The organism is Streptomyces sp. SL06 (genome assembly GCF_058244745.1).
In genome coordinates this window covers 2732737-2753885 of the sequence record NZ_JBSYOT010000002.1, presented here as the reverse complement: position 1 = coordinate 2753885, position 21149 = coordinate 2732737, and the positions used below count along the sequence as shown (strand labels likewise).

Below are 21149 nucleotides of genomic sequence, written 5' to 3'. Positions count from 1 at the left end.
GGCTTTGTGTTCGAAATTAGTTCGACGCCGAACGGGTGGTGCCGGGCTCAGGCGATGTTCAGACCGCCGGTGCTTTCGTCGGCTTCCGCCTCGAATGCGTCGAGTGCCTGCCGGATCCCGGTGGCCACCGCCGGGTGCACGGGCAGCGCCAGGTGGCCGACCCCGCTCACCCGCACGTTCTGCACGGTCAGGTCGGGGTGGTCGAGACAGGCCGTCTCCAGCGGGTCCATCACGCGGTCCAGGTCGCTCCAGAAGCTCACGAACTGCGTGCGGCAGCCGGGCGCGGGGCGGGTCAGCTCCTCCAGCACCGCCGAGCCGGGGCGCATCTGGCGCACGATCGGGTGCGCGTTCGCCAGCGGGATCACCCGGGTGCCGGCGTGCGGCGTGCCGAGCGTCACGAGGGTCCGTACGCGCAGGTCGCCGCCCAGGCGCTGCACGTAGTAGCGCGCGATCAGCCCGCCGAGGCTGTGTCCGACGACATCGACCCGCTCACTGCCCGTCCGCTCGCAGATCTCCTCCACGTGCCGGCCGAACAACTCGGCCGCGGTGCGGATGTCGCAGGTCAGGGGGGAGTAGTTCAGCGACTCGATCTGGTGCCTGCCGTGCTGGGCCAGGCTGCGGCGCAGGAACAGGAAGACCGAGCGATTGTCGATGAAGCCGTGCATGAGGACGACCGGGGGGCTGCCGGGCACCGGGAGCCGGGGCGGGGAGGGGTGCGGGTCCCGGGAACGCCCCGCCGGGAGCCCGGAGGCGGGGCGGCGCTCCTGGATGATCCCCGAGGGGTAGAGGAGGAGATGCCCCGCGAGGATCGCGGCCTCCAGGGCGCTGGCCTTCAGGAGGTTCACGGAGAGCCCGGTCAGCCGGCCCGGGATGCCCGCCAGCTCCGACAGTCCGGGGATCCCGGGCAGACCCGGAAGGAGGCGCTGACAGAGCGGGAGAAGGGGCAGTGCTGCCGTGGTGACCTTCATGGGCCGACCTCCTGTCGGCACGCGGGGACGGCTCTGTCTCCGTGTGCCCTCGGGGAGTGCCGTGACACCAGTGACTGGCGATGTTCGCGAGGTTCAACCGTGTGGGGGTGTGTCGGGCCTGCCGGGTCGGAGCCCGGCTGTTGCTCTCCTGCTCTGCCCTCGCTGCGGCTCTCCGTGCGCGTGCTGCCACCGCGCCGTGGAGTGGTGCGCGGCGAATATGTCCCACGTGTGATTTCCCCCTCTGTATCCACCACGAAACTGCCGGTTGCGGGATGCTGGCGATAACGTTCGTTCACTTCCCCGGACGCCGTGGTGCGGGCGTCCGGGCCGCGAGTGCGCACTGTGCGCACTCGTGCGCGATGTGCGGCTCACGGGCGTCGTGCTCCTGTGTACGGCGTCGGTGAAGTGTGCGGTACTTGTCGGTACGGATGGATGTAGTCGCTTCATGGAGGCAGTGATGGGTGTGACAGCCGGTCCGATCCGCGTGGTGGTGGCCAAACCGGGGCTCGACGGCCACGATCGCGGCGCCAAGGTGATCGCGCGGGCCCTGCGCGACGCCGGTATGGAGGTCATCTACACCGGCCTCCACCAGACACCCGAGCAGATCGTGGACACCGCGATCCAGGAGGACGCCGACGCGATCGGGCTGTCCATCCTCTCCGGCGCGCACAACACGCTCTTCACCGCCGTGATCGAGCTGCTCCGCGAGCGGGACGCGGCGGACATCCTCGTCTTCGGCGGCGGGATCATCCCCGAGGCGGACATCGCCCCGCTCAAGGAGAAGGGCGTCGCGGAGATCTTCACACCCGGCGCGACCACGACGTCGATCGTGAACTGGGTCCGGACGAACGTGCGGGAGCCGGCCGGGGCGTAGCACCCGCGCCGCCCGGCGGGGGCCGCCCGGCGCGGGCCGTACGCGCACCGCCCGACGGCACCGGCGGTGACCGGGCAGTCGCGCGGACGGCAGCCTGCGGGCGCCGGGCGCACGATCCACCCCCGGCCTCACCTCCGCGCGCCCCTATCCCACCCCCAGTTCCTCGGCCATCGCCGCGCGCAGCCGCAGTGTCGTGACGAGCCGCTGGAACGCCTCCGCCCAGTACCCACCGGCCCCCGGCGACGCGTCCTCCGGCTCGTCCGGTATCGCCAGCAGAGCGTCGAGGCGGCCCGCCTCCGCCGGGTCGAGGCAGCGCTCGGCCAGGCCCATGACGCCGCTGAAGCTCCACGGATAGCTCCCGGCGTCCCGGGCGATGTTGAGCGCGTCGACCACCGCCCGACCGAGCGGCGGGGCCCACGGCACCCCGCACATGCCGAGCAGTTGGAACGCCTCGGACAGACCGTGCGTCGCGATGAACCCGGCCACCCATCCGGCCCGTTCACCGGTGCCCAGCGTGCCGAGCAGTCTGGCGCGCTCGGCCAGGGACACCGCGCCCGGCCCGCCGGCCTCGGGAGCCGTGGGCGCTCCCAGCAGCGCCCTCGCCCACGCGCCGTCGCGCTGCCGTACCGCCGCGCGGCACCAGGCCGCGTGCAGCTCGCCCCGCCAGTCGTCCGACACCGGCAGCGCGACGATCTCCTCGGGGGTACGGCCCCCGAGCCGGGCCGGCCAGGTCCCGAGCGGGGCGGCCTCCACCAACTGGCCGAACCACCACGACCGTTCCCCCCGCCCGGCGGGCGGCTGGGCCACGACGCCGTCGCGCTCCATGCCCGCGTCGCACTCGTGGGGCGCCTCGACCGTGATCGCCGGCGGCTCCACGGCGCGGTCGAGGGACACGCAGGTCACGGCCCGTGCCGCCATCCGCGCGGCCAGCGCCGAGTCCGGCAGGGCCGCCAGCAGCTCCGCCGCCGTCGCCCGTACATTGCGGCTGCGGTCGGTCAGCGCCTCTTCGAGGAACGGCTCGTCCGCCCGATCGAGGCCCGTCCGCAGCGAGTCGAGGAACATCAGCCGGTCCTCGGCGCGTTCCGTCGCCCAGGTCGAGGCCAGCAACTCGCGGGCGCCGGCGGGGTCGCGGGCGCGCAGGGACCCCAGCAGGGCGACCCGCTCGGCGAACAGGCCCTCGTCCCAGAGCCGGTGCACCCGCTCGGTGGCCTCCGGGCCGGGCTGCGGGGTCCCTCCGCCCGGTGCCGCACGCAGGGCGAACCGCCAGTCCGGGTTCAGCCGGGCCAGCCACAGGGCGCGGGGCCCGGCGAACGTCAGCGCCGCCGGACGCAGGTCCGTACGCCCCCGTGCCGCGTCGAGCAGCGCCGGAAGCGCCTCGGGCGGGGCCGCGAAACCGCGGGCGTTCGCCGTCGCCAGCCACTGGGGCAGCAGCTCCGTCAGGTCGGGCGCACCGCCTCTGCGGCCGCCGCCCGCCGTGCCGGGGCGGTCGGCGAGCAGCAGGGTGAGCCGGCGGGCGGCGGCGGCCGGCAGCGGCGGTCGCGGGTCCTCGGGGGCCGGGTCCGGGCGGCGGGCCGCGCGGTCCGGGCGCAGTCCGGCACGACGGCGCACGGTCTCCGCGGCCGCCGCGTCCAGCAGCGCCGCGGGTGCGCCCGCGCCGGGCTCGCATCCCGGGGGAGTACGCCGGTCCGTGCCGAGCAGCGCCGAGGTGACGAGTTCCTCCCAGACGCCCGACACGGGCGCGTCCGTGGGAACGGGTGTCTTGGTCATGGGGCTCCTCTCCGCTTCTGTCGCGCGTTCTCTTGCGGCCCTTGCGGTCCGCCTGGTCCGTCCGGTCCTTGCGGTCCGTCCGGGCATGGCGGCCCGTGCGGGGACTTCCGTTTCCGCCGGGTGTCTCCGGTTCCCTCCGGGTCCGGTCCCCGTGTCTCCTCCGGTTCTCCTCGGCGTCGGTCCGTGGTGTGCGGGGAGCGGGTCAGCACAGTGGCACCGCCGGGCCCGGTCCGGCCGGCCAGGCCGTCAGCGGGGTGAAGCCCCGGTGGCCGCACTCGCCGAAGACCCTGACGGGCGCGCCGCCCGACAGGGCGACCAGGCGCCACAGGCCCGGGTGGTTCCCGGCCGCCGGGGCGATCGGCAGCGCCGTGTCCCCGTCGGCGTCCGCCAACTGCCAGGAGGCGCCGTCCGGTACCGGGACGACCCGCTCCAGGGTCACCGGCACCGACTCCAGCCACGGGTCGTCGCCGAGGGCATCGCCGTAACGTGCCGCCGCCCGGGACGTCGTCACCCCCCTCGGGCGTATCTCCGTGGGCGCGGGCGGGGCGAACCGCCGCCCCAGGGCGGCCCGCTGCCAACCGGCGCCCGGATACGCCGACACCTCCGCGTCCAGGGCCAGCCCCACCGGCGGCGCCGGCTCAGGGGCCCGGCCCGCGGCGCCGTAGGAGAGGAGCAGCGCCGCGCGGTCGGTCCGCACGCCGTACAGCCAGACGCGACGGGTCGTCAGCCGCGCGTCCGCCGTGTCGTACTGGGCGAGGACCAGCCAGTGGTCCCGCACCGGCGGGCCGTCCGCGGACGCCGGCAGGCCGACGCGGGTCCGGACCGTCGCCGCCAGCGGGTCCGGCAGCCGCCCGCGGCGCAGCCAGCCCCGGTCGAGCAGATGGAGAAGGGCGCACTCCTCCAGCAGCCGGACCGGCCAGCCGGGACCCGACGACGGTATGGCCCCCAGCTCCCGCACACGCGAGGCCAGCCCCGGCGCCTGGGCGTCGACCATGCGGGCCGCCGTCTCCTCCCACACCCCGTATCCCGCCTGTTCGGCGCCGGCCAGACCGCCGCGCAGCAGATCCGTCAGCCGCCGCTCCAGCTCCGTCGCCCCCGCGGTGATCCGCCCGGCCCGCCGCTGCGCCCGGCGCCGCGCCGCCTCCGGATCACCGGGCCCGGCCGCGGAACCGGACGGTCCGGGCGTCCTCCCCTCCTCCGCACGCCGCCCGCGCCGCCGTGCGGCCCACCGCTCCACCCAGTCCGGCGCCGCCGCCCCCGGCACCGCGCCGTCTCCGTCCGCCCAGAGCAGCAACAGCCCCAGCGCGTGCTTGCACGGGAACTTGAGGCTCGGGCAACCGCACTGGTACGCGGGCCCGGACACGTCCCCGACATCGACGACCGTCCGATACGGCTCGCTGCCGCTGCCCTTGCACAGCCCCCACACCAGCCCCTCGTCGGAACTCCCCACCTCGGACCACGGCCCGGCCGTACCGAGCCGGCCGGCCGCCCGGCGTGACGCGGCGTCAGGCGCCAGTGCCAGCACCTGGTCCGCGGTCCTGCGCACCCCCTGCTGAGTCATGCCATCGAAGGTAGATCCCCCCACTGACAATGGGCCGGGCGAGCGCATTCTTGCAGGTCAGAGCGATTGTCAGTGGTGTGGTGCACCGTGGAGGGCAGATCGAACCGGCCGAGCTGGAGGGGGAATCAGCCATGCCTGTGTCCGTGGAACCGACCTCAGAACCGACCTCTGTGGAACCGACGCCCACCGATCCCGCCGGGACCGGGCCGGTGCCGCCGCCGGAGGCATTGCGGCCCCACGCCGAGAACGCCTTCGCGGCCGAACTGGCCGCGCTGGCCGCACAGGACGACCGCGTGCGCCCGGCCCGCTGGAAGCTGTCGCCGTGGGCCGTCGCCACCTACCTGCTCGGCGGCACCCTGCCCGACGGCACGCTGATCACCCCGAAGTACGTGGGCCCGCGCCGCCTCGTCGAGGTCGCCGTCACCACGCTCGCCACCGACCGCGCCCTGCTCCTGCTCGGCGTGCCAGGCACCGCGAAGACCTGGGTGTCCGAGCACCTCGCCGCCGCCGTGAGCGGTGACTCGACGCTGCTGGTGCAGGGCACGGCCGGTACTCCGGAGGAGGCGATCCGCTACGGCTGGAACTACGCGCGGCTCCTCGCCCACGGCCCCGGTCGCGAGGCCCTCGTGCCGAGTCCGGTCATGCGGGCCATGGCGGAGGGCATGACCGTCCGGGTGGAGGAGCTGACCCGCATCCCGGCCGACGTGCAGGACACCCTCATCACCATCCTGTCGGAGAAGACCCTGCCGATACCGGAGCTGGGCCAGGAGGTGCAGGCGGTCCGCGGCTTCAATCTGATCGCCACCGCCAACGACCGGGACCGCGGGATCAACGACCTCTCCAGCGCTCTGCGCCGCCGCTTCAACACCGTGGTGCTGCCGCTGCCGGAGAGCGCCGAGGCCGAGGTGGAGATCGTCACGCGCCGCGTCGACCAGATCGGCCGCTCCCTGGACCTGCCGAAGGCACCCGAGGGCATCGACGAGATCCGCCGTGTCGTCACCGTCTTCCGCGAGCTGCGCGACGGGCTGACGGGCGACGGGCGCACCAAGGTGAAGTCGCCCAGCGGCACGCTGTCGACGGCCGAGGCCATCTCCGTCGTCACGGGCGGCCTCGCACTGGCCGCCCACTTCGGCGACGGAGTGCTGCGGCCCGGCGACATCGCCGCGGGCGTACTCGCCGCCGTCGTCCGCGATCAGGCGGCCGACCGAGTCGTGTGGCAGGAGTACCTGGAGACGGTCGTCCGCGAGCGCGACGGCTGGAAGGACTTCTACCGGGCCTGCCGGGAGGTGACCGTGTGAACGGCATGCGGACGGGGCCGCGGGCGCGACGCGGGGTGGGCGCACCGGTGGTCGCCAGGCGGGGGACGACGGGGACCCGACCCGGTCCCGTGGGCGGAGGGGGACGGTGTGACGGGCGTTGACGAGGCCGGAAGCGGGGCGTCCCGCCGGCCGGGCGGCGGGACGGGGGGTGGCCGCGGCACCGGTGGCGGACCGCTGCTGCTGGGGGTGCGCCACCACGGGCCGGGCTCGGCTCGGGCCGTGCGGGCGGCGCTGGACGCGGCCCGGCCGGGGGTCGTGCTGATCGAGGGGCCGCCCGAGGCCGACGCCCTGATCCCGTCGGCCGCCGACGAGGACATGCGGCCTCCGGTCGCGCTCCTCGCCCACGCGGTGGACGAGCCCGGCCGCTCGGCCTTCTGGCCGCTGGCCGGCTTCTCCCCGGAGTGGGTGGCCCTCCGCTGGGCCCTGCGACACGGGGTCCCGGCCCGCTTCATCGACCTCCCCGCCACGCACACACTGGCGTGGCGGGCGACGCAGGGCACCGGGACGGAGGCGGGGGAGGAGCCGGGGCCGGGGCAGGGGGAGCCCGCCCCGGATCCGGGGGAGCGGGCCGGCGCGGACGGGGACGGGCCCGCTGCCGATGTCCCCGGCATCCGGGCCGATCCGCTCGCCGCGCTCGCCGGGGCCGCCGGGCACGACGACCCCGAGCGCTGGTGGGAGGACGTGGTCGAGCACCGGGGTGCGGGCACCGGGGACGCGATCGCTCCGTTCACCGCGCTGGAGGAGGCCATGGCGGCGCTGCGGGAGAACGAGAAGGAGGGCGGAGCCGACCGGGACCTCGTGCGGGAGGCGTACATGCGGCTCCAGGTGCGGGCGGCACGGCGGGAGTTCGCGCAGGGGGTCGCCGTGGTGTGCGGGGCGTGGCACGTGCCCGCGCTGCGGCGCAAGGTCACCGTGGCCGCCGACCGGGCGTTGCTGAAGGGGCTGCCCAGGACCAAGGTGGACATGACCTGGGTGCCCTGGACCCACCGCAGGCTGTCCAGGGCCGGTGGATACGGGGCGGGCATCGAGTCGCCCGGCTGGTACGGGCACCTGTTCGACTCGCCGGACCGGCCCGTCGAGCGGTGGCTGACCAAGGTGGCCGGGCTGCTGCGGGAGGAGGACCGGATCGTCTCCTCGGCGCACGTGATCGAGGCGGTCCGGCTGGCGGAGAGCCTCGCGGTGATGCGGGGGCGCCCGTTGCCCGGACTGAGCGAGACGACGGACGCGGTGCGGGCGGTGATGTGCGAGGGCTCGGACGTCCCGCTGGCGCTGGTCCACGACCGGCTGGTGGTGGGGGACGCGCTGGGGGAGGTCCCCGCGGGGGCGCCCGCGGTGCCGTTGCAGCGGGACCTGGACCGGACCCGGCGGAAGCTGCGGCTCAAGCCGCAGGCACAGGAGCGGGAGCTGGAACTCGACCTGCGCGAGGAGACCGACGCGGGGCGCAGCCGGCTGCTGCACCGGCTGCGGCTGCTCGGCATCGGCTGGGGCGAGCCGGCCGCCTCGCGGGGGAGCACGGGCACGTTCCGGGAGACGTGGCGGCTGCGCTGGGAGCCGGAGCTGTCGGTGCGGGTCGCCGAGGCCGGGGTGTGGGGCACGACCGTGCTCACCGCAGCGACCGCCAAGGCGGAGGCGGACGCCGGCACCGCGCAGGGCCTCGCCGAGGTCACCGCGCTCGTCGAACGCTGCCTGTCGGCCGAACTGCCGGACGCGCTCGCCCCGGTGATGCGGACACTCGCCGACCGCGCGGCGCTCGACACGGACGTGGGCCACCTGGCACAGGCCCTGCCCGCCCTGGTCCGCTCGCTGCGCTACGGCGACGTGCGCGGCACCGACACCGGCGCGCTGACCGAGGTCGCCGCCTCTCTCGCCGAACGCGTCTTCGTCGGCCTGCCCCCGGCCTGCGCCGCGCTGGACGCCGACGCGGCCGAGGAGATGCGCCGGCACGTGGACGCCGTGCACGCGGCCGTGGCCCTGCTCGGCGACGCCCCCGCGCCGGGCCACGGCGACCTGCGGTCCCGCTGGCGGGCGGTGCTGCGGACCCTCTCCGGCCGGGACACCGTGCCCGGCGCCGTCCGGGGGCGCGCGGTACGGCTTCTGCTGGACGACGGGAGGCTGGCACCGGACGAGGCGGCACGGCTCATGGGCCTGGTGCTCTCCAGAGGGACACCGCCGCCGGACGCCGCGGCCTGGATCGAGGGCTTCGTCGGAGGCGGCTCGGGCGGCGGCATGCTCCTCCTGCACGACGAGCGGCTGCTCGCACTGGTCGACGACTGGCTGACCGGTGTGGCGGCGCAGGCGTTCACGGACGTACTGCCGCTGCTGCGGCGCACCTTCTCGGTCTTCGAGCCCGCGGTGCGCCGTGGCCTGGGCGAGCTGGTCCGGCGCGGATCGCAGGGGCGGGGGAGCGGGGCGGTGGCCGGTTCCGGCATACCGGGATTCGCGCCCGGCCTCGACGCGGAACGCGCGGACGCCGTGCTGCCGGTGGTCCGGCTGCTGCTGGGCCCGGACACGGCGGACCCGGGCACCGCGGCGGACGGGCCCGGCACGGGTGCCCGAAGGACGGGTATCCGAAGGCCGGGTACCGACGACAACGACCTCGTGGGGGCGGACGCGTGACGACCGAACAGGCGAACGCCGACGCGGCGACGGAACGGCTGCGGCGGTGGCGGCTCGTGCTCGGCGGCGACCCCGCCGACGGCACCGGCCACGCCCTCTGCGGACAGGACGCCGCGATGGACGGGGCGCTCACCTCGCTCTACGGCAAGAGCACCGCGCTCCACGGCAAGGGGGACAGACCCGGGGCGGGACGGGACCGTTCGGCGGGGCTGGGGGCCTCGGCGCCGGCGGTGGCCCGCTGGCTGGGAGACATCCGGACCTACTTCCCCTCCTCCGTCGTGCGGGTCATGCAGCGCGACGCCATCGACCGGCTCGGCCTTGCAACGCTCCTGCTGGAGCCGGAGATGCTTGAGGCCGTGGAGGCCGACGTGCACCTCGTCGGCACCCTGCTCTCCCTCAACAAGGCGATGCCGGAGACGACGAGGGAGACGGCGCGCACCGTCGTGCGCAAGGTTGTCGAGGAACTGGAGGAGCGGCTCGCCACCCGGACCCGGGCCACCCTCACCGGCGCCCTGGACCGCAGCGCCCGCGTCAGCCGGCCACGCCATCACGACATCGACTGGAACCGCACGATCGCGGCCAACCTCAAGCACTACCTGCCCGAGTACCGGACGGTCGTGCCCGAACGCCTCGTCGGGCATGGGCGGGCCTCCCGGTCCGTGAAGAAGGAGGTCGTCCTCTGCGTCGACCAGTCGGGGTCGATGGCGGCGTCCGTCGTGTACGCGTCGGTGTTCGGGGCGGTGCTGGCGTCCATGCGGTCGATCGACACCCGGCTCGTCGTCTTCGACACGGCGGTCGTCGACCTCACCGAACGGCTGGACGATCCGGTCGACGTGCTCTTCGGCACGCAGCTCGGTGGCGGCACGGACATCAACCGGGCGCTCGCGTACTGCCAGTCGCGGATCACCCGGCCCACGGAGACGGTGGTCGTGCTGATCAGCGACCTGTACGAGGGCGGCATCCGGGACGGGATGCTCAAGCGGGTGGCGGCGTTGCAGGCGGCGGGGGTGCGGTTCGTGACGCTGCTGGCGCTGTCCGACGAGGGAGCACCCGCGTACGACAGGGAGCACGCGGCGGCGCTGGCCGCGTTGGACGCGCCGGCCTTCGCCTGTACGCCCGACCTCTTCCCGGAGGTGATGGCGGCGGCGATCGAGGGGCGGCCCCTGCCGATACCGGACGGCGGGTGACGATTTGTCGATCCGGGGCGGCCTGATTCCTGCCGGTAAAGGGGATATGACGGTCCGTCGGCGAGGTCGGGCTTGCGTGACCCGCGCACTCCCGTGCGAGGATCGCGCGGCGTATCGATGCGATGTTCGACGCGCGCCTGTTCCGCAGCACGGAGGAATCGTCTCCCCTTGATCTGGTCAGCGCTCCTGCCCGGTGCCGCTCCGCGCGTGACGCGCACGGCGGCCGGGCGGCGTGCGCTGTACGTGGCGCTGCTGGTGGGCGGGTTGTTCGTGCTCGGGGTGCTCTGCGGGGAGCGGGCGCAGGCGGCCGACGGGGCGCCGTCCTCGAAGGGCAGGGCCGGCCGGGTCGTCGACATCCCGGTGAGGACCCCGCCGGAAGCACGGGGCGCGACCCTTACGCGGGGTTCTCGGACCGCCCACGGCTCCGGGTCCACCCACGGCTCTCGGACCGCCCACGGCCTTGGTGCCGCCCAGAAGTCGCGGGCCGCTCAGGAGCCGAGGGGCGCCCAGGATCCGGGGCTCGCGCGGGACCTCCGGGCTGTCCGGAGCCTCCGGCCTGTCCGGAGCCTTCGAGCTGTCCAGGACTCTCGACCTGTCCGGAACCTCCAGGCTGTCCAGGACTCTCGGCCTGCCCGGAGCCTTCGGCCTGCCCAGGATTCTCGGCCTGCCCCAAACCTCCCAGCTGTCCAAGACTCTCGCCCCGTCCAGGGGTTCGGGGTCGCCGAGGTGTCCGGGATTGTCCGGGAGTCCGGGGCTGCCCGGGAGTCCGGGGCTGCCCAGGAAGGGCGGGTCGTTCGCAGTTCCGACGTGCCGCTTCCGGTGCTTCGTCCCATGGCCGAGAGCGTTGTCCGGCCCGTGGAGGAGCGGGTCGTGCGGTCGGCCGGTGACGTGGTGGGGGCGGTGACCAGCGGGCTCGGGTCGGTCGCGCGGACGGCGTTGCCGACGTTCCCCTCCTACCGTCTGCTGCCGGCGTTGCCCTCGCTGTCGGTGTTTCCGGGGCCGTCCGGGCTGTTCGGGCTGACCGGACTGGCCGGGCTGACCGGACTGGCCGACCTTCCGGGGTTGTCGGGGCCGATGGGGCCGGCGCCCAGTTCCGGACCGCCCCCGGCCACGGCGCCGGCCACCGCGCCGGCCGCCCCCGACGCCGCCGGCCCGTCCGGTGCCGCGAACCCCCGCGCCTCCGGCGGAGCCGAGGGTGCCGCACCCGCCGTGCACGGACCGGAGCACGTCGCCGACCAGGTGTCCTCCGCCGCGCGCGTCGACACCCGCCGGCCCCCGCCCGCGCCCGCCGGGCACGCGCCCAACCGCCGGGCGCCCACCGGCGGTCCCGACGGTTCGCTGGACTCCGCGTCCGGTGCCGACCAGGGAGCGTCGCGCCAGGGGGACGCACACGCGGTCGCCCCGCAGCACCGGATCCCCTTCCGCCTCGTGCGCGGCGCCCTGTCGCACGACGACGCGGCCGAGTCCCGGGACCGGTTCCGGGACATCCCCGTCTCTCCCGCCTAGAGCAGCGCCCCCCGCGGACGACACCGACGCCGACTCGGGCTCGCCGTACCTCTGTACGCCCGTACCCCCGTGTATGCCGTACCCCCGTGCGTCCGCACACCCCACGACCCGCCCCCCGGCCTCCCCACGGACCGGCCGGACCGGTCGTGGTGGGCCGCAGACTCCGCGGAGCGGAAGCCCCGGACGGTCGAAAGCCGTCGGCCTCCGCCCGGCCGAAACTCCGCGGACGGGCCCGGCAGGTCCCCATTGGGGTGGGAACCGGCCGGCCCGCTCTCCGGAGGCCCGCACTCCCGCGCACCTCCGGAGAACCGAGGGGCCCACCGGGCGAACCCCAGCCCGGTGGACCCCTCCCTCGTCCGTCCCGTCCGGCACGCCGTGCCAGTGCGCGCGGCATCGTGTGACAGGCATCACCGCTCAGGTGTGACCCACGATTTAGAGACCCCCCGCAACCGGCGATAACCTGCGAGACGGACATGCCGCGCGCTCGGTCACCGTGTGCGCTCCCCCTGTGACTCGGCGGACGTCACGTTGCCCTCGCGGCACGCCCACGCATCCAACGAACCGCGAGATCACTGATAGGGACGGAAGCGCGTGGACCTGTTCGAGTACCAGGCGAGGGACCTCTTCGCCAAGCACGATGTACCGGTGCTGGCCGGTGAAGTCATCGACACGCCTGAGGCGGCGCGCGCGATCACCGAGGGTCTGGGCGGCAAGTCCGTCGTCAAGGCTCAGGTGAAGGTCGGTGGCCGCGGCAAGGCCGGTGGCGTGAAGCTGGCCGCCTCCGCGGACGAGGCCGTCGCCCGCGCGACGGACATCCTCGGCATGGACATCAAGGGCCACACGGTCCACAAGGTGATGATCGCCGAGACCGCGCCCGAGATCGTCGAGGAGTACTACGTCTCCTTCCTCCTCGACCGCGCCAACCGCACCTTCCTCTCCATCGCCTCCGTCGAGGGCGGCATGGAGATCGAGGAGGTGGCGGCCACGCGTCCCGAGGCAGTCGCCAAGACCCCGATCGACGCGATCGACGGCGTGACGCCCGAGAAGGCGCGCGAGATCGTCGAGGCCGCGAAGTTCCCGGCCGACGTCGCCGACAAGGTCGCCGACATCCTGGTCAAGCTGTGGGACACCTTCATCAAGGAGGACGCCCTCCTGGTCGAGGTCAACCCGCTGGCCAAGGTCGTCTCCGGGGAGGTCATCGCTCTCGACGGCAAGGTGTCGCTGGACGACAACGCCGAGTTCCGGCACCCGGACTTCGAGGCCCTCCACGACAAGGCCGCGGCCAACCCGCTCGAGGCCGCCGCCAAGGAGAAGAACCTCAACTACGTCAAGCTCGACGGCGAGGTCGGCATCATCGGCAACGGCGCGGGTCTCGTCATGAGCACCCTGGACGTCGTCGCGTACGCCGGTGAGAAGCACGGCGACGTCAAGCCCGCCAACTTCCTGGACATCGGTGGCGGTGCCTCCGCCCAGGTGATGGCGAACGGCCTGGAGATCATCCTCGGCGACCCGGACGTCCGCTCCGTGTTCGTCAACGTCTTCGGCGGCATCACCGCCTGCGACGAGGTCGCCAACGGCATCGTCCAGGCGCTGAAGCTCCTGGAGGACCGCGGCGAGAAGGTCGAGAAGCCGCTCGTCGTCCGCCTCGACGGCAACAACGCCGAGCTGGGCCGCAAGATCCTCACCGACGCCGACCACCCGCTGGTCCAGCGCGTCGACACCATGGACGGCGCGGCCGACAAGGCCGCCGAGCTGGCCCACGCCGCCAAGTAAGCACTCAGGACGAGGACACCAACACACCATGGCTATCTGGCTCAACAAGGACAGCAAGGTCATCGTCCAGGGCATGACCGGCGCCACGGGCATGAAGCACACCAAGCTCATGCTCGGCGACGGCACCAGCGTCGTGGGCGGCGTGAACCCGCGCAAGGCGGGTCAGTCCGTGGACTTCGACGGCAACGAGGTACCGGTCTTCGGCACCGTCAAGGAGGCCATCGAGAAGACCGGCGCCAACGTCTCCGTCATCTTCGTGCCGGAGAAGTTCACCAAGGACGCCGTCGTCGAGGCCATCGACGCCGAGATCCCGCTGGCCGTCGTGATCACCGAGGGCATCGCCGTGCACGACTCGGCGTCCTTCTGGTCGTACGCCGGCAAGAAGGGCAACAAGACCCGGATCATCGGCCCGAACTGCCCCGGCATCATCACCCCGGGCCAGTCCAACGTCGGCATCATCCCGGGCGACATCACCAAGCCGGGCCGCATCGGCCTGGTCTCGAAGTCCGGCACGCTGACGTACCAGATGATGTACGAGCTGCGTGACATCGGCTTCTCGACCGCCGTCGGCATCGGTGGCGACCCGATCATCGGCACCACGCACATCGACGCGCTCGCCGCGTTCGAGGCCGACCCCGACACCGACCTGATCGTCATGATCGGCGAGATCGGCGGCGACGCCGAGGAGCGTGCCGCGGAGTACATCGCGAAGAACGTGACCAAGCCGGTCGTCGGCTACGTCGCGGGCTTCACCGCGCCCGAGGGCAAGACCATGGGCCACGCCGGCGCCATCGTCTCCGGTTCGTCCGGCACCGCCCAGGCGAAGAAGGAGGCCCTGGAGGCCGCCGGAGTCAAGGTCGGCAAGACGCCGACCGAGACGGCGAAGCTCGCCCGCGCCATTCTCGGCAGCTGAACGGTCCGGCCGGCCGAGCGCCCGCCCACGCCGAGTGGCCCGCCCTCCGTCACGGAGAGCGGGCCACTCGGCGTCGGGGGCCGACGGCCGTCACCCGGGTCTCGGCGCCAGCCGTTCCGGCCCGTCCTGCAACTGGTCGCGCAACTTCTGCCGCAGCTTCAGCTCCTGCTCCGACAGCGAACCCTGCGCCGCCCGGGGCGGCACCCCGCGCACCGTCTCGCCGGGGGCCACCGGCGGCTCGTAGTGCGTGGGCGCGGTGCGCACGGTCAGGGCCGTGGTCCCGATGAGGGCGACGGTGAAGGCGATGGCGGCCCGGGTCCGGAACCGGGCCCGGCGTTCGCTGCCCGCCCGCACCGTCGGCGGCCCGGTCGCCCGCAGCCGCTCGGCCGACGCCAGCTCGGCCAGCCGCCGGTGCAACACCCGAGGGTCGGCCAGCTCGGGCAGCCGGTCGGCGACGGCCTCGCGGGCGCGCAGCAGCCGGTTGGCCGCCGCCGGGGTGCTCGCCTCCGTCTCCGCGGCCGTCTCGGGCAGCCCCAGGCCCACACCGTCGTACAGGAGGAGCGTGCGGCGGCGCGGTGGCGGGAGTCTGAGCAGGGCGTTCAGCAGGGCGCGGTCGGCGGGATCGGCGGGCGGCGGCTCCGGCTGCCGGTGCCGGCGGCGGAACCGCTGCCAGGGCGAGAGCGCGTACTCGTACGCCGTCGCCCGCACCCAGCCCACCGGGTCGCGGTCGCGGGCCACCTCGGGCCAGTGTTCCCAGGCGGACTGGAAGGCCCGCTCCACCGACTCGCGCGCCAGTTCGCGGCGGCCGGTCAGCACGAAGGTCTGCCGCACGAGGGCGGGGGCGCTGAACTCGTACAGCGCGTCGAAGGCCTGAGCGGGGGTCAGCCCGACCGGATCGGGCAGCGGCTCGGGCCCGGACTCGGGCGCGGACTCGGGCTCGCCGCCGGGCTGCCGCTCCGCGAGTGGTTTCGCGGGGAGTACGAGGCTGTCGGCGCCCTCGGCGGAGCGCGCGGGTCCGGCGCCGACGGCCACCACGACGGGCACCGGCGTCGGCTCCGTCCGCCGTGCCGCCGCCTCCGCCGCCGCCGCCTCCTCCTCGGCCAGGGTGTTCAGCAGCTTCGCGTACGCCTCCCGTTTCCGGCCGCGCGGAATCGTGCGGCCGCTCTCCCACGCGTCGACCGTCTCGCGGGTGACCCCCACTCGCGCCGCGAGCTGAGCCTGCGTCAGCGCGGCGGTCTCACGCAGGCGTCGGCATGTCGCGGGCGGTGGGAGCGGGGTCGCTGGGCTCCGTGTCACAGGGCACCCCTTCGTACGAAAAAGTACATAAGCATATATTTAGCGACACAACGGAACTTCGCCTGTTGCATCGGGAAAGAGTGTGTCGTTGGGAGCATGGCGGGCGTGATCCAGACGACCGCTCGCCGAGCCCCGTTGTCCCTGCTGCGCGCCCGGTGGCGGGACCGGTCACCCGGACTCGCCGGCGGCCTCCTCGGCGGCGCGGTCGCGGCGGCACTGGGGCTGGTGTCGTGCGCCGCGCTCGTGATGCTGCTGTGGATCAGTTCGCCGTACCCCGACAGCGGGTCCGGCGGCGCACTGCACGTCGCCGCGGCGCTGTGGGTGCTGGCGCACGGGGCCGAACTGGTCCGCGCCGACACGCTCTCCGGCGCCCCCGCACCCATGGGTGTCACCCCGCTGCTCTTCCTCCTCCTGCCGGTGTGGCTGCTGCACCGCGCGGCCCGGGACGCCACGGACGCCGGGGACGGTGTGGGCGTGGCGGTGGGCGCCGGGATCCGCCCGGCGGGGGAGCGGGGCGTCCCGGACGCCGGGCCGCCGCCCGTCTCCGCGCGCATCGCCTGGGCGGGAGTCGTCCTCGGCTACCTCGCCGTCGCCACGCCCGTCGTGCTGTACGCGGGGGGCGGTGCGCTGCGGCCCTCCTGGTGGTGGGCGGCGGTGTGGCTGCCGCTGGTCACCATGGCCGCGGCGGGCGCGGGCGTGTGGACCGCGTTCGGCCGGCCGGGCGGGCCGGTGGGGCGGGCGCTGCGGGTGCTGCCCCGGAAGCTGCGGGAGCTGATGGTGGAGCCGGACGCGCGCCTGGGCGCCGCGACGCGCGCCGCGGGCGCCGGTGCGGCGGTGCTCGTGGGCGGCGGGGCGCTGCTGCTCGCGGTGTCGTTGGTCTGGCACGGGTTCGCGGCGCGGGAGGCCTTCCTGATGCTGACCGAGGGGTGGTCGGGACGGTTCGCCGTGCTGCTGCTCTGTCTGGCGCTGGTGCCGAACGCGGCGGTGTGGGCGGCGGTGTACGCCCTCGGTCCCGGTTTCGTGCTCGGCACCGGGCATGTCGTCGGCCCCCTCTCCTCCGCTCCCGCCCCGCTGCTGCCGCCGTTCCCGCTGCTCGCGGCGGTGCCGGACGCGGGGCCCGGTACGCCGTTGCAGTGGGCGGCGGGAGCGGTGCCGCTGGTGGCGGGGGTGGCGGTGGGCTCGTTCACGGCGCGGGCGGCCACGGAGGGGGTGCTGGGCGCGGGGGTGGTGACCGCGACAGGCGGTGCGGGTCCGGACGTGGGCCCGGCGCCGGGTGGTGACGAACCCGCCGAGCCGTGGTCGTGGCGGCGGACCGCTGTCGCCGCCGCCGTGGCCGCCGGACTGTGCGCGATCCTCGTCGCCCTGCTGGCGGCGCTGGCGGGCGGACCGCTCGGGAACGCCGCGCTCGCCCGGTTCGGGCCGGTGTGGTGGCAGGCCGGGGGCGCGACGCTGGCGTGGATCGGGGCGGTGGCCGTACCGGTGGCGGTGGCGGTACGGGGGTGGAGGTGCCGAGGCCGTGCCCGGGAGCGCGCGGTGGTGGGGGCCGCGGGAGCGGAGGCCCGCGGTGGGCGTTGGCGGGTGTCGCCGCGCACGGCGGGGCGCTGGTGGAGGCGGGGGGAGCGGGACGAGGCGCGGGATCGACGGGTGGACACGGACGCGGCGCCGTACGATCTCCTGCCGGCCGACCTGCCGGCGGAGCCGCCCCCGCCCCGGAAACCCTGAGAGGCGGGCGGCGCCCGTCCGCCGGCCCGAACGGCCTCGCCCTCGAACGCCGGACGGGCCGAAACGCGCCCGCCCGGCGGGAAAGAGAGCCGGCGCAAAAGATGAGGGGGCGTCAGTCCCCCGTGCCCAGCAGATCCCGCAGCTGTTCCGGCAGGTGGCTCTCGCAGGACTGCTTCGCCGCGTTGGTGAGGGCGTCGTCGCGGCAGGTGTAGTAGTCGCTGTAGACCAACTGGGCGCTGAAGGACGCGGCGACCAGGAGGATGGCCAGGGAGGACGTGACCAGGCCGCTGATCGCGGCGGTGCGCTGCGGGCGGCCGGTCTGGTCGGCGGGCCGGGCCGGGGTGTCCGGGTCGGAGGCGGCACGGGGCTTGGCGCGCAGCGAGCTGATGCCCCAGTACAGGGACAGGGCACCGAGCAGCAGTGCCACGTACGGCCAGGTGAACAGCGCGAAGAACAGGGCCCACATGCCGCTCAGCAGGGCGTAGCGGGCGCGCCGCTGGGCGGGGTCCGTCGGGTCCCAGCGCGGACCCGGACCCGTACCGCCGCCGCCCGAGCCCTCGGGGCCGGAACCCGAGCCCGAGCCGCCGGGCCGCTCGCCGAAGCCGCCGGAGGAGCGGCCGGGCTGCCGGTCGCTCCACTGGCGCCCCCACGGGGAACGTCCGCCGTCCTCGCCCTGGGAATCGCCGTCGCCCGACGGGTGCCGCGGCTGCCAGGGGCTGTCCGGGGTGCCCTCCGGGGGCGGGGCGAACGGATTGTCCTTGTCGGTGGCGCCGTCCTGCTCGCCGCCGTCCCCCCGGTCCGAGGGGCTGTCGGGCGGTGACGAGGGGCGCTCCCGCAGCAACACGGTGCTGCGCTCCCCTGGCTGAGCCGACTGCTGGGGGAGCGTGAGCAGTCGCAGGCTGCGGTCCGGCATCAAGTGAGCGTCTTCCCCTTGGCGATAAGGAACGGGCGAACTGGTGGAACAGGCGAACTGGTCGACCCGACTGTTGAACGCGTGACGCGCAGGCCGCGTTCCCGGTCCGGTTCCACGCAGACGCTACCTTCCGGCCACGCCCCCGTCCCGAGGGGGCCGCCCGGTGTGCCGGTATCGTTGCCGGCGGTCGGCCGCTTCGTAGACTTCCCCGTATCCCGGGGCGCGAAGCATTCGTACGACTGCACAAACAGACGTACGCACAGAACCGGCAGCCGTACGAAGCCGACCCGCACAGACCCGCTCCCCCGAGAAAGGCCCCCACCGTGGCCGCCAAGCCCGTGGACCGGCGAGCCAAGCGCCTGGTCGTGCTGGTCTCCGGATCCGGCACCAACCTCCAGGCGCTCCTCGACGGGATCGCCGCCGCCGGTGTCGAGGCCTATGGAGCCGAGATCGTGGCCGTAGGCGCGGACCGCGACGGCATCGAGGGGCTCGCGCGCGCCGAGCGCGCCGGGCTTGCCACCTTCGTACGTAAGGTCGGGGACTACGGGACCCGCGAGGAGTGGGACGCGGCGCTCGCCGAGGCCGTCGCCGCCCACGAACCGGACCTCGTCGTGTCGGCCGGGTTCATGAAGATCGTGGGGAAGGAGTTCCTCGCGCGGTTCGGCGGGCGGTTGGTCAACACCCACCCCGCCCTCCTCCCCAGCTTCCCGGGAGCCCACGGCGTGCGGGACGCGCTCGCGTACGGCGCCAGGGTCACCGGCTGCACCGTCCACTTCGTCGACGACGGCGTCGACACCGGGCCGATCATCGCGCAGGGCGTGGTGGAGGTCCGGGACGAGGACGACGAGAGCGCTCTGCACGAGCGCATCAAGGAAGTCGAGCGAAGGCTGCTCGTCGATGTCGTGGGGCGGCTCGCCCGCAACGGCTATCGCATTGAGGGACGAAAGGTAGTTATCCAGTGACCGCCACCGCCGAGAGCAACAAGCGGGCCATCCGTCGCGCGCTCGTCAGCGTCTACGACAAGACCGGGCTCGAAGACCTCGCCCGCGGGCTCCACGAGGCCGGCGTCGAACTCGTCTCCACCGGGTCCACGGCCGGCCGTATCGCCGCCGCCGGTGTCCCCGTCACCAGGGTCGAGGAGCTGACCGGCTTCCCCGAGTGCCTGGACGGCCGGGTCAAGACCCTGCACCCCAAGGTGCACGCCGGCATCCTCGCCGACCTGCGCCTGGACAGCCACCGGCGGCAGCTCGGCGAGCTGGGCGTGGAGCCGTTCGACCTGGTCGTGGTCAACCTCTACCCGTTCCGCGAGACCGTCGCCTCGGGCGCCACCCCCGACGAGTGCGTCGAGCAGATCGACATCGGCGGCCCCTCGATGGTCCGTGCCGCCGCCAAGAACCACCCGTCCGTGGCCGTCGTGACCAGCCCCGACCGGTACGGCGACGTGCTCTCCGCGGTCAAGGACGGCGGCTTCGACCTCTCCGCCCGCAAGCGGCTGGCCGCCGAGGCCTTCCAGCACACCGCCGCCTACGACGTGGCCGTGGCCTCCTGGTTCGCCTCCGAGTACGCCCCCGTCGACGAGTCGGGCTTCCCCGACTTCCTCGGCGCCACGTACGAGCGCGCGCACACCCTGCGCTACGGCGAGAACCCGCACCAGCCCGCCGCGCTCTACACCTCCCCCGGAGGCGCCGGCCTCGCACGGGCCGAGCAGTTGCACGGCAAGGAGATGTCGTACAACAACTACACGGACACGGACGCCGCCCGCCGTGCCGCCTACGACCACGACGAGCCCTGCGTCGCGATCATCAAGCACGCCAACCCGTGCGGCATCGCGGTCGGCGCGGACGTGGCCGAGGCGCACCGCAAGGCGCACGCCTGCGACCCGCTGTCCGCGTTCGGCGGCGTGATCGCGGTCAACCGCCCGGTGAGCAAGGAGCTGGCCGAGCAGGTCGCCGAGATCTTCACCGAGGTCATCGTCGCCCCGGACTACGAGGACGGCGCGGTCGAGGCCCTGACCAAGAAGAAGAACCTCCGCGTGCTGCGCGCCCCCGCGGCACCCACCGCCCCGGTCGAGCTCAGGCCCGTCGACGGCGGCGCCCTCCTCCAGGTCACCGACCGCCTCCAGGGCGAGGGCGACGACCCGGCCACCTGGACGCTGGCCACCGGCGAGGCCCTGTCCGGGCCGGAACTGGCCGAGCTGGCCTTCGCCTGGAAGGCCTGCCGGGCCGTCAAGTCCAACGCGGTCCTCCTCGCCAAGGACGGCGCCTCGGTCGGCGTCGGCATGGGCCAGGTCAACCGGGTCGACTCCGCGAAGCTCGCGGTGGAGCGGGCCGGCGAGGAGCGCGCGCGGGGGGCGTACGCCGCCTCCGACGCCTTCTTCCCCTTCCCGGACGGTCTGGAGATCCTCACCGCGGCCGGGGTGAAGGCCGTGGTCCAGCCCGGCGGTTCGGTCCGCGACGAGCTGGTGGTCGAGGCCGCGGAGAAGGCCGGCGTGACGATGTACTTCACGGGCACGCGGCACTTCTTCCACTGACGCCGGCCGGGCGGGCCGGGCCACCGAGGACACGGCCCGCCCCGCCCTTCGGCCCGATCAGCAGCTCGACACCCACCGGTGCGAGCGCAGCTTGTACGTGCCCGCGAGGTTGCCCTTCTCGCCCTTGGTGGTGCAGCCCTTGCGGGTCTGGTGGTCGGCGCCGCTGTAGGCGGTGGGGGCGGCCTGGGCCGCTCCGGTGGCGGC

The 21149-nt window shown here is 74.4% G+C and carries 15 protein-coding genes; 10 read left to right on the top strand and 5 right to left on the bottom strand.

What is annotated here, in order from left to right; all coding sequences use genetic code 11:
* Positions 1-47 precede the first annotated feature (47 nt).
* Positions 48-968: an esterase/lipase family protein gene (locus AC4IHM_RS12395; protein ID WP_490867130.1), complete on the bottom strand. Its 921-nt coding sequence runs from the start codon at positions 966-968 to the stop codon at positions 48-50.
* A gap of 457 nt (positions 969-1425) precedes the next feature.
* Here AC4IHM_RS12395 and icmB point away from each other — a divergent pair, with 457 nt between their 5' ends.
* Positions 1426-1842: a coenzyme B12-dependent isobutyryl CoA mutase small subunit gene (gene icmB, locus AC4IHM_RS12390; RefSeq protein ID WP_490867129.1), complete on the top strand. Its 417-nt coding sequence runs from the start codon at positions 1426-1428 to the stop codon at positions 1840-1842.
* 144 nt (positions 1843-1986) lie between these two features.
* On the opposite strand, the gene AC4IHM_RS12385 is transcribed toward icmB, so the two are convergent.
* Positions 1987-3609 (bottom strand): DUF5691 domain-containing protein, encoded by a 1623-nt coding sequence (locus tag AC4IHM_RS12385; RefSeq protein WP_490867128.1) that lies wholly within the window; start codon positions 3607-3609, stop codon positions 1987-1989.
* Positions 3610-3811: 202 nt separating this feature from the next.
* Positions 3812-5170 (bottom strand): SWIM zinc finger family protein, encoded by a 1359-nt coding sequence (locus tag AC4IHM_RS12380; RefSeq protein WP_490867127.1) that lies wholly within the window; start codon positions 5168-5170, stop codon positions 3812-3814.
* A gap of 131 nt (positions 5171-5301) precedes the next feature.
* On the opposite strand from AC4IHM_RS12380, the gene AC4IHM_RS12375 reads away from it, so the two are divergent.
* The 6 genes from AC4IHM_RS12375 (at position 5302) to sucD (ending at position 14484) form a co-directional block, all read left to right on the top strand.
* Positions 5302-6468: an ATP-binding protein gene (locus AC4IHM_RS12375; protein WP_490867126.1), complete on the top strand. Its 1167-nt coding sequence runs from the start codon at positions 5302-5304 to the stop codon at positions 6466-6468.
* A 108-nt stretch (positions 6469-6576) separates the two neighbouring features.
* Positions 6577-9105, top strand: coding sequence for a DUF5682 family protein (locus AC4IHM_RS12370; RefSeq protein WP_490867125.1), 2529 nt, complete (start codon positions 6577-6579; stop codon positions 9103-9105).
* Positions 9102-10292 carry a VWA domain-containing protein gene (locus tag AC4IHM_RS12365; RefSeq protein WP_490867124.1) on the top strand — a complete coding sequence of 397 codons (1191 nt, stop codon included), beginning with the start codon at positions 9102-9104 and terminating at the stop codon, positions 10290-10292. Before AC4IHM_RS12370 ends, AC4IHM_RS12365 begins: the two co-directional genes overlap by 4 nt.
* Before the next feature lie 831 nt (positions 10293-11123).
* The gene (locus tag AC4IHM_RS12360; RefSeq protein WP_490867123.1) at positions 11124-11798 is read left to right on the top strand and encodes a hypothetical protein; all 675 of its coding nucleotides are present in this window, start codon (positions 11124-11126) and stop codon (positions 11796-11798) included.
* Positions 11799-12389: 591 nt separating this feature from the next.
* Positions 12390-13571 (top strand): ADP-forming succinate--CoA ligase subunit beta, encoded by a 1182-nt coding sequence (sucC, locus tag AC4IHM_RS12355; protein ID WP_490867122.1) that lies wholly within the window; start codon positions 12390-12392, stop codon positions 13569-13571.
* A 28-nt stretch (positions 13572-13599) separates the two neighbouring features.
* Positions 13600-14484, top strand: coding sequence for a succinate--CoA ligase subunit alpha (gene sucD / locus AC4IHM_RS12350; protein WP_490867121.1), 885 nt, complete (start codon positions 13600-13602; stop codon positions 14482-14484).
* Between the two features lie 90 nt (positions 14485-14574).
* On the opposite strand, the gene AC4IHM_RS12345 is transcribed toward sucD, so the two are convergent.
* Positions 14575-15780: a helix-turn-helix domain-containing protein gene (locus AC4IHM_RS12345; RefSeq protein WP_490867120.1), complete on the bottom strand. Its 1206-nt coding sequence runs from the start codon at positions 15778-15780 to the stop codon at positions 14575-14577.
* Between the two features lie 96 nt (positions 15781-15876).
* On the opposite strand from AC4IHM_RS12345, the gene AC4IHM_RS12340 reads away from it, so the two are divergent.
* Positions 15877-17502, top strand: coding sequence for a cell division protein PerM (locus AC4IHM_RS12340; protein WP_490867119.1), 1626 nt, complete (start codon positions 15877-15879; stop codon positions 17500-17502).
* 112 nt (positions 17503-17614) lie between these two features.
* Here the strand turns inward: AC4IHM_RS12340 and AC4IHM_RS12335 are convergent, their stop codons facing one another.
* Positions 17615-18415: a hypothetical protein gene (locus tag AC4IHM_RS12335; protein ID WP_490867118.1), complete on the bottom strand. Its 801-nt coding sequence runs from the start codon at positions 18413-18415 to the stop codon at positions 17615-17617.
* A gap of 323 nt (positions 18416-18738) precedes the next feature.
* Here AC4IHM_RS12335 and purN point away from each other — a divergent pair, with 323 nt between their 5' ends.
* A complete protein-coding gene (gene purN / locus AC4IHM_RS12330; RefSeq protein WP_490867117.1) occupies positions 18739-19377 on the top strand; it encodes a phosphoribosylglycinamide formyltransferase in 639 nt (212 codons plus the stop codon).
* Positions 19374-20945 carry a bifunctional phosphoribosylaminoimidazolecarboxamide formyltransferase/IMP cyclohydrolase gene (gene purH / locus AC4IHM_RS12325; RefSeq protein WP_490867116.1) on the top strand — a complete coding sequence of 524 codons (1572 nt, stop codon included), beginning with the start codon at positions 19374-19376 and terminating at the stop codon, positions 20943-20945. Before purN ends, purH begins: the two co-directional genes overlap by 4 nt.
* Positions 20946-21149 lie beyond the last annotated feature (204 nt).

Bases quoted from the DNA above. Each gene is read 5' to 3' on its own strand.
- AC4IHM_RS12375 (WP_490867126.1), top strand. From the start codon at position 5,302: ATGCCTGTGTCCGTGGAACCGACCTCAGAACCGACCTCTGTGGAACCG.
- AC4IHM_RS12385 (WP_490867128.1), bottom strand. From the start codon at position 3,609: ATGACCAAGACACCCGTTCCCACGGACGCGCCCGTGTCGGGCGTCTGG.
- AC4IHM_RS12340 (WP_490867119.1), top strand. From the start codon at position 15,877: ATGGCGGGCGTGATCCAGACGACCGCTCGCCGAGCCCCGTTGTCCCTG.
- AC4IHM_RS12380 (WP_490867127.1), bottom strand. From the start codon at position 5,170: ATGACTCAGCAGGGGGTGCGCAGGACCGCGGACCAGGTGCTGGCACTG.
- icmB (WP_490867129.1), top strand. From the start codon at position 1,426: ATGGGTGTGACAGCCGGTCCGATCCGCGTGGTGGTGGCCAAACCGGGG.
- AC4IHM_RS12395 (WP_490867130.1), bottom strand. From the start codon at position 968: ATGAAGGTCACCACGGCAGCACTGCCCCTTCTCCCGCTCTGTCAGCGC.
- AC4IHM_RS12335 (WP_490867118.1), bottom strand. From the start codon at position 18,415: ATGCCGGACCGCAGCCTGCGACTGCTCACGCTCCCCCAGCAGTCGGCT.
- AC4IHM_RS12360 (WP_490867123.1), top strand. From the start codon at position 11,124: ATGGCCGAGAGCGTTGTCCGGCCCGTGGAGGAGCGGGTCGTGCGGTCG.
- sucD (WP_490867121.1), top strand. From the start codon at position 13,600: ATGGCTATCTGGCTCAACAAGGACAGCAAGGTCATCGTCCAGGGCATG.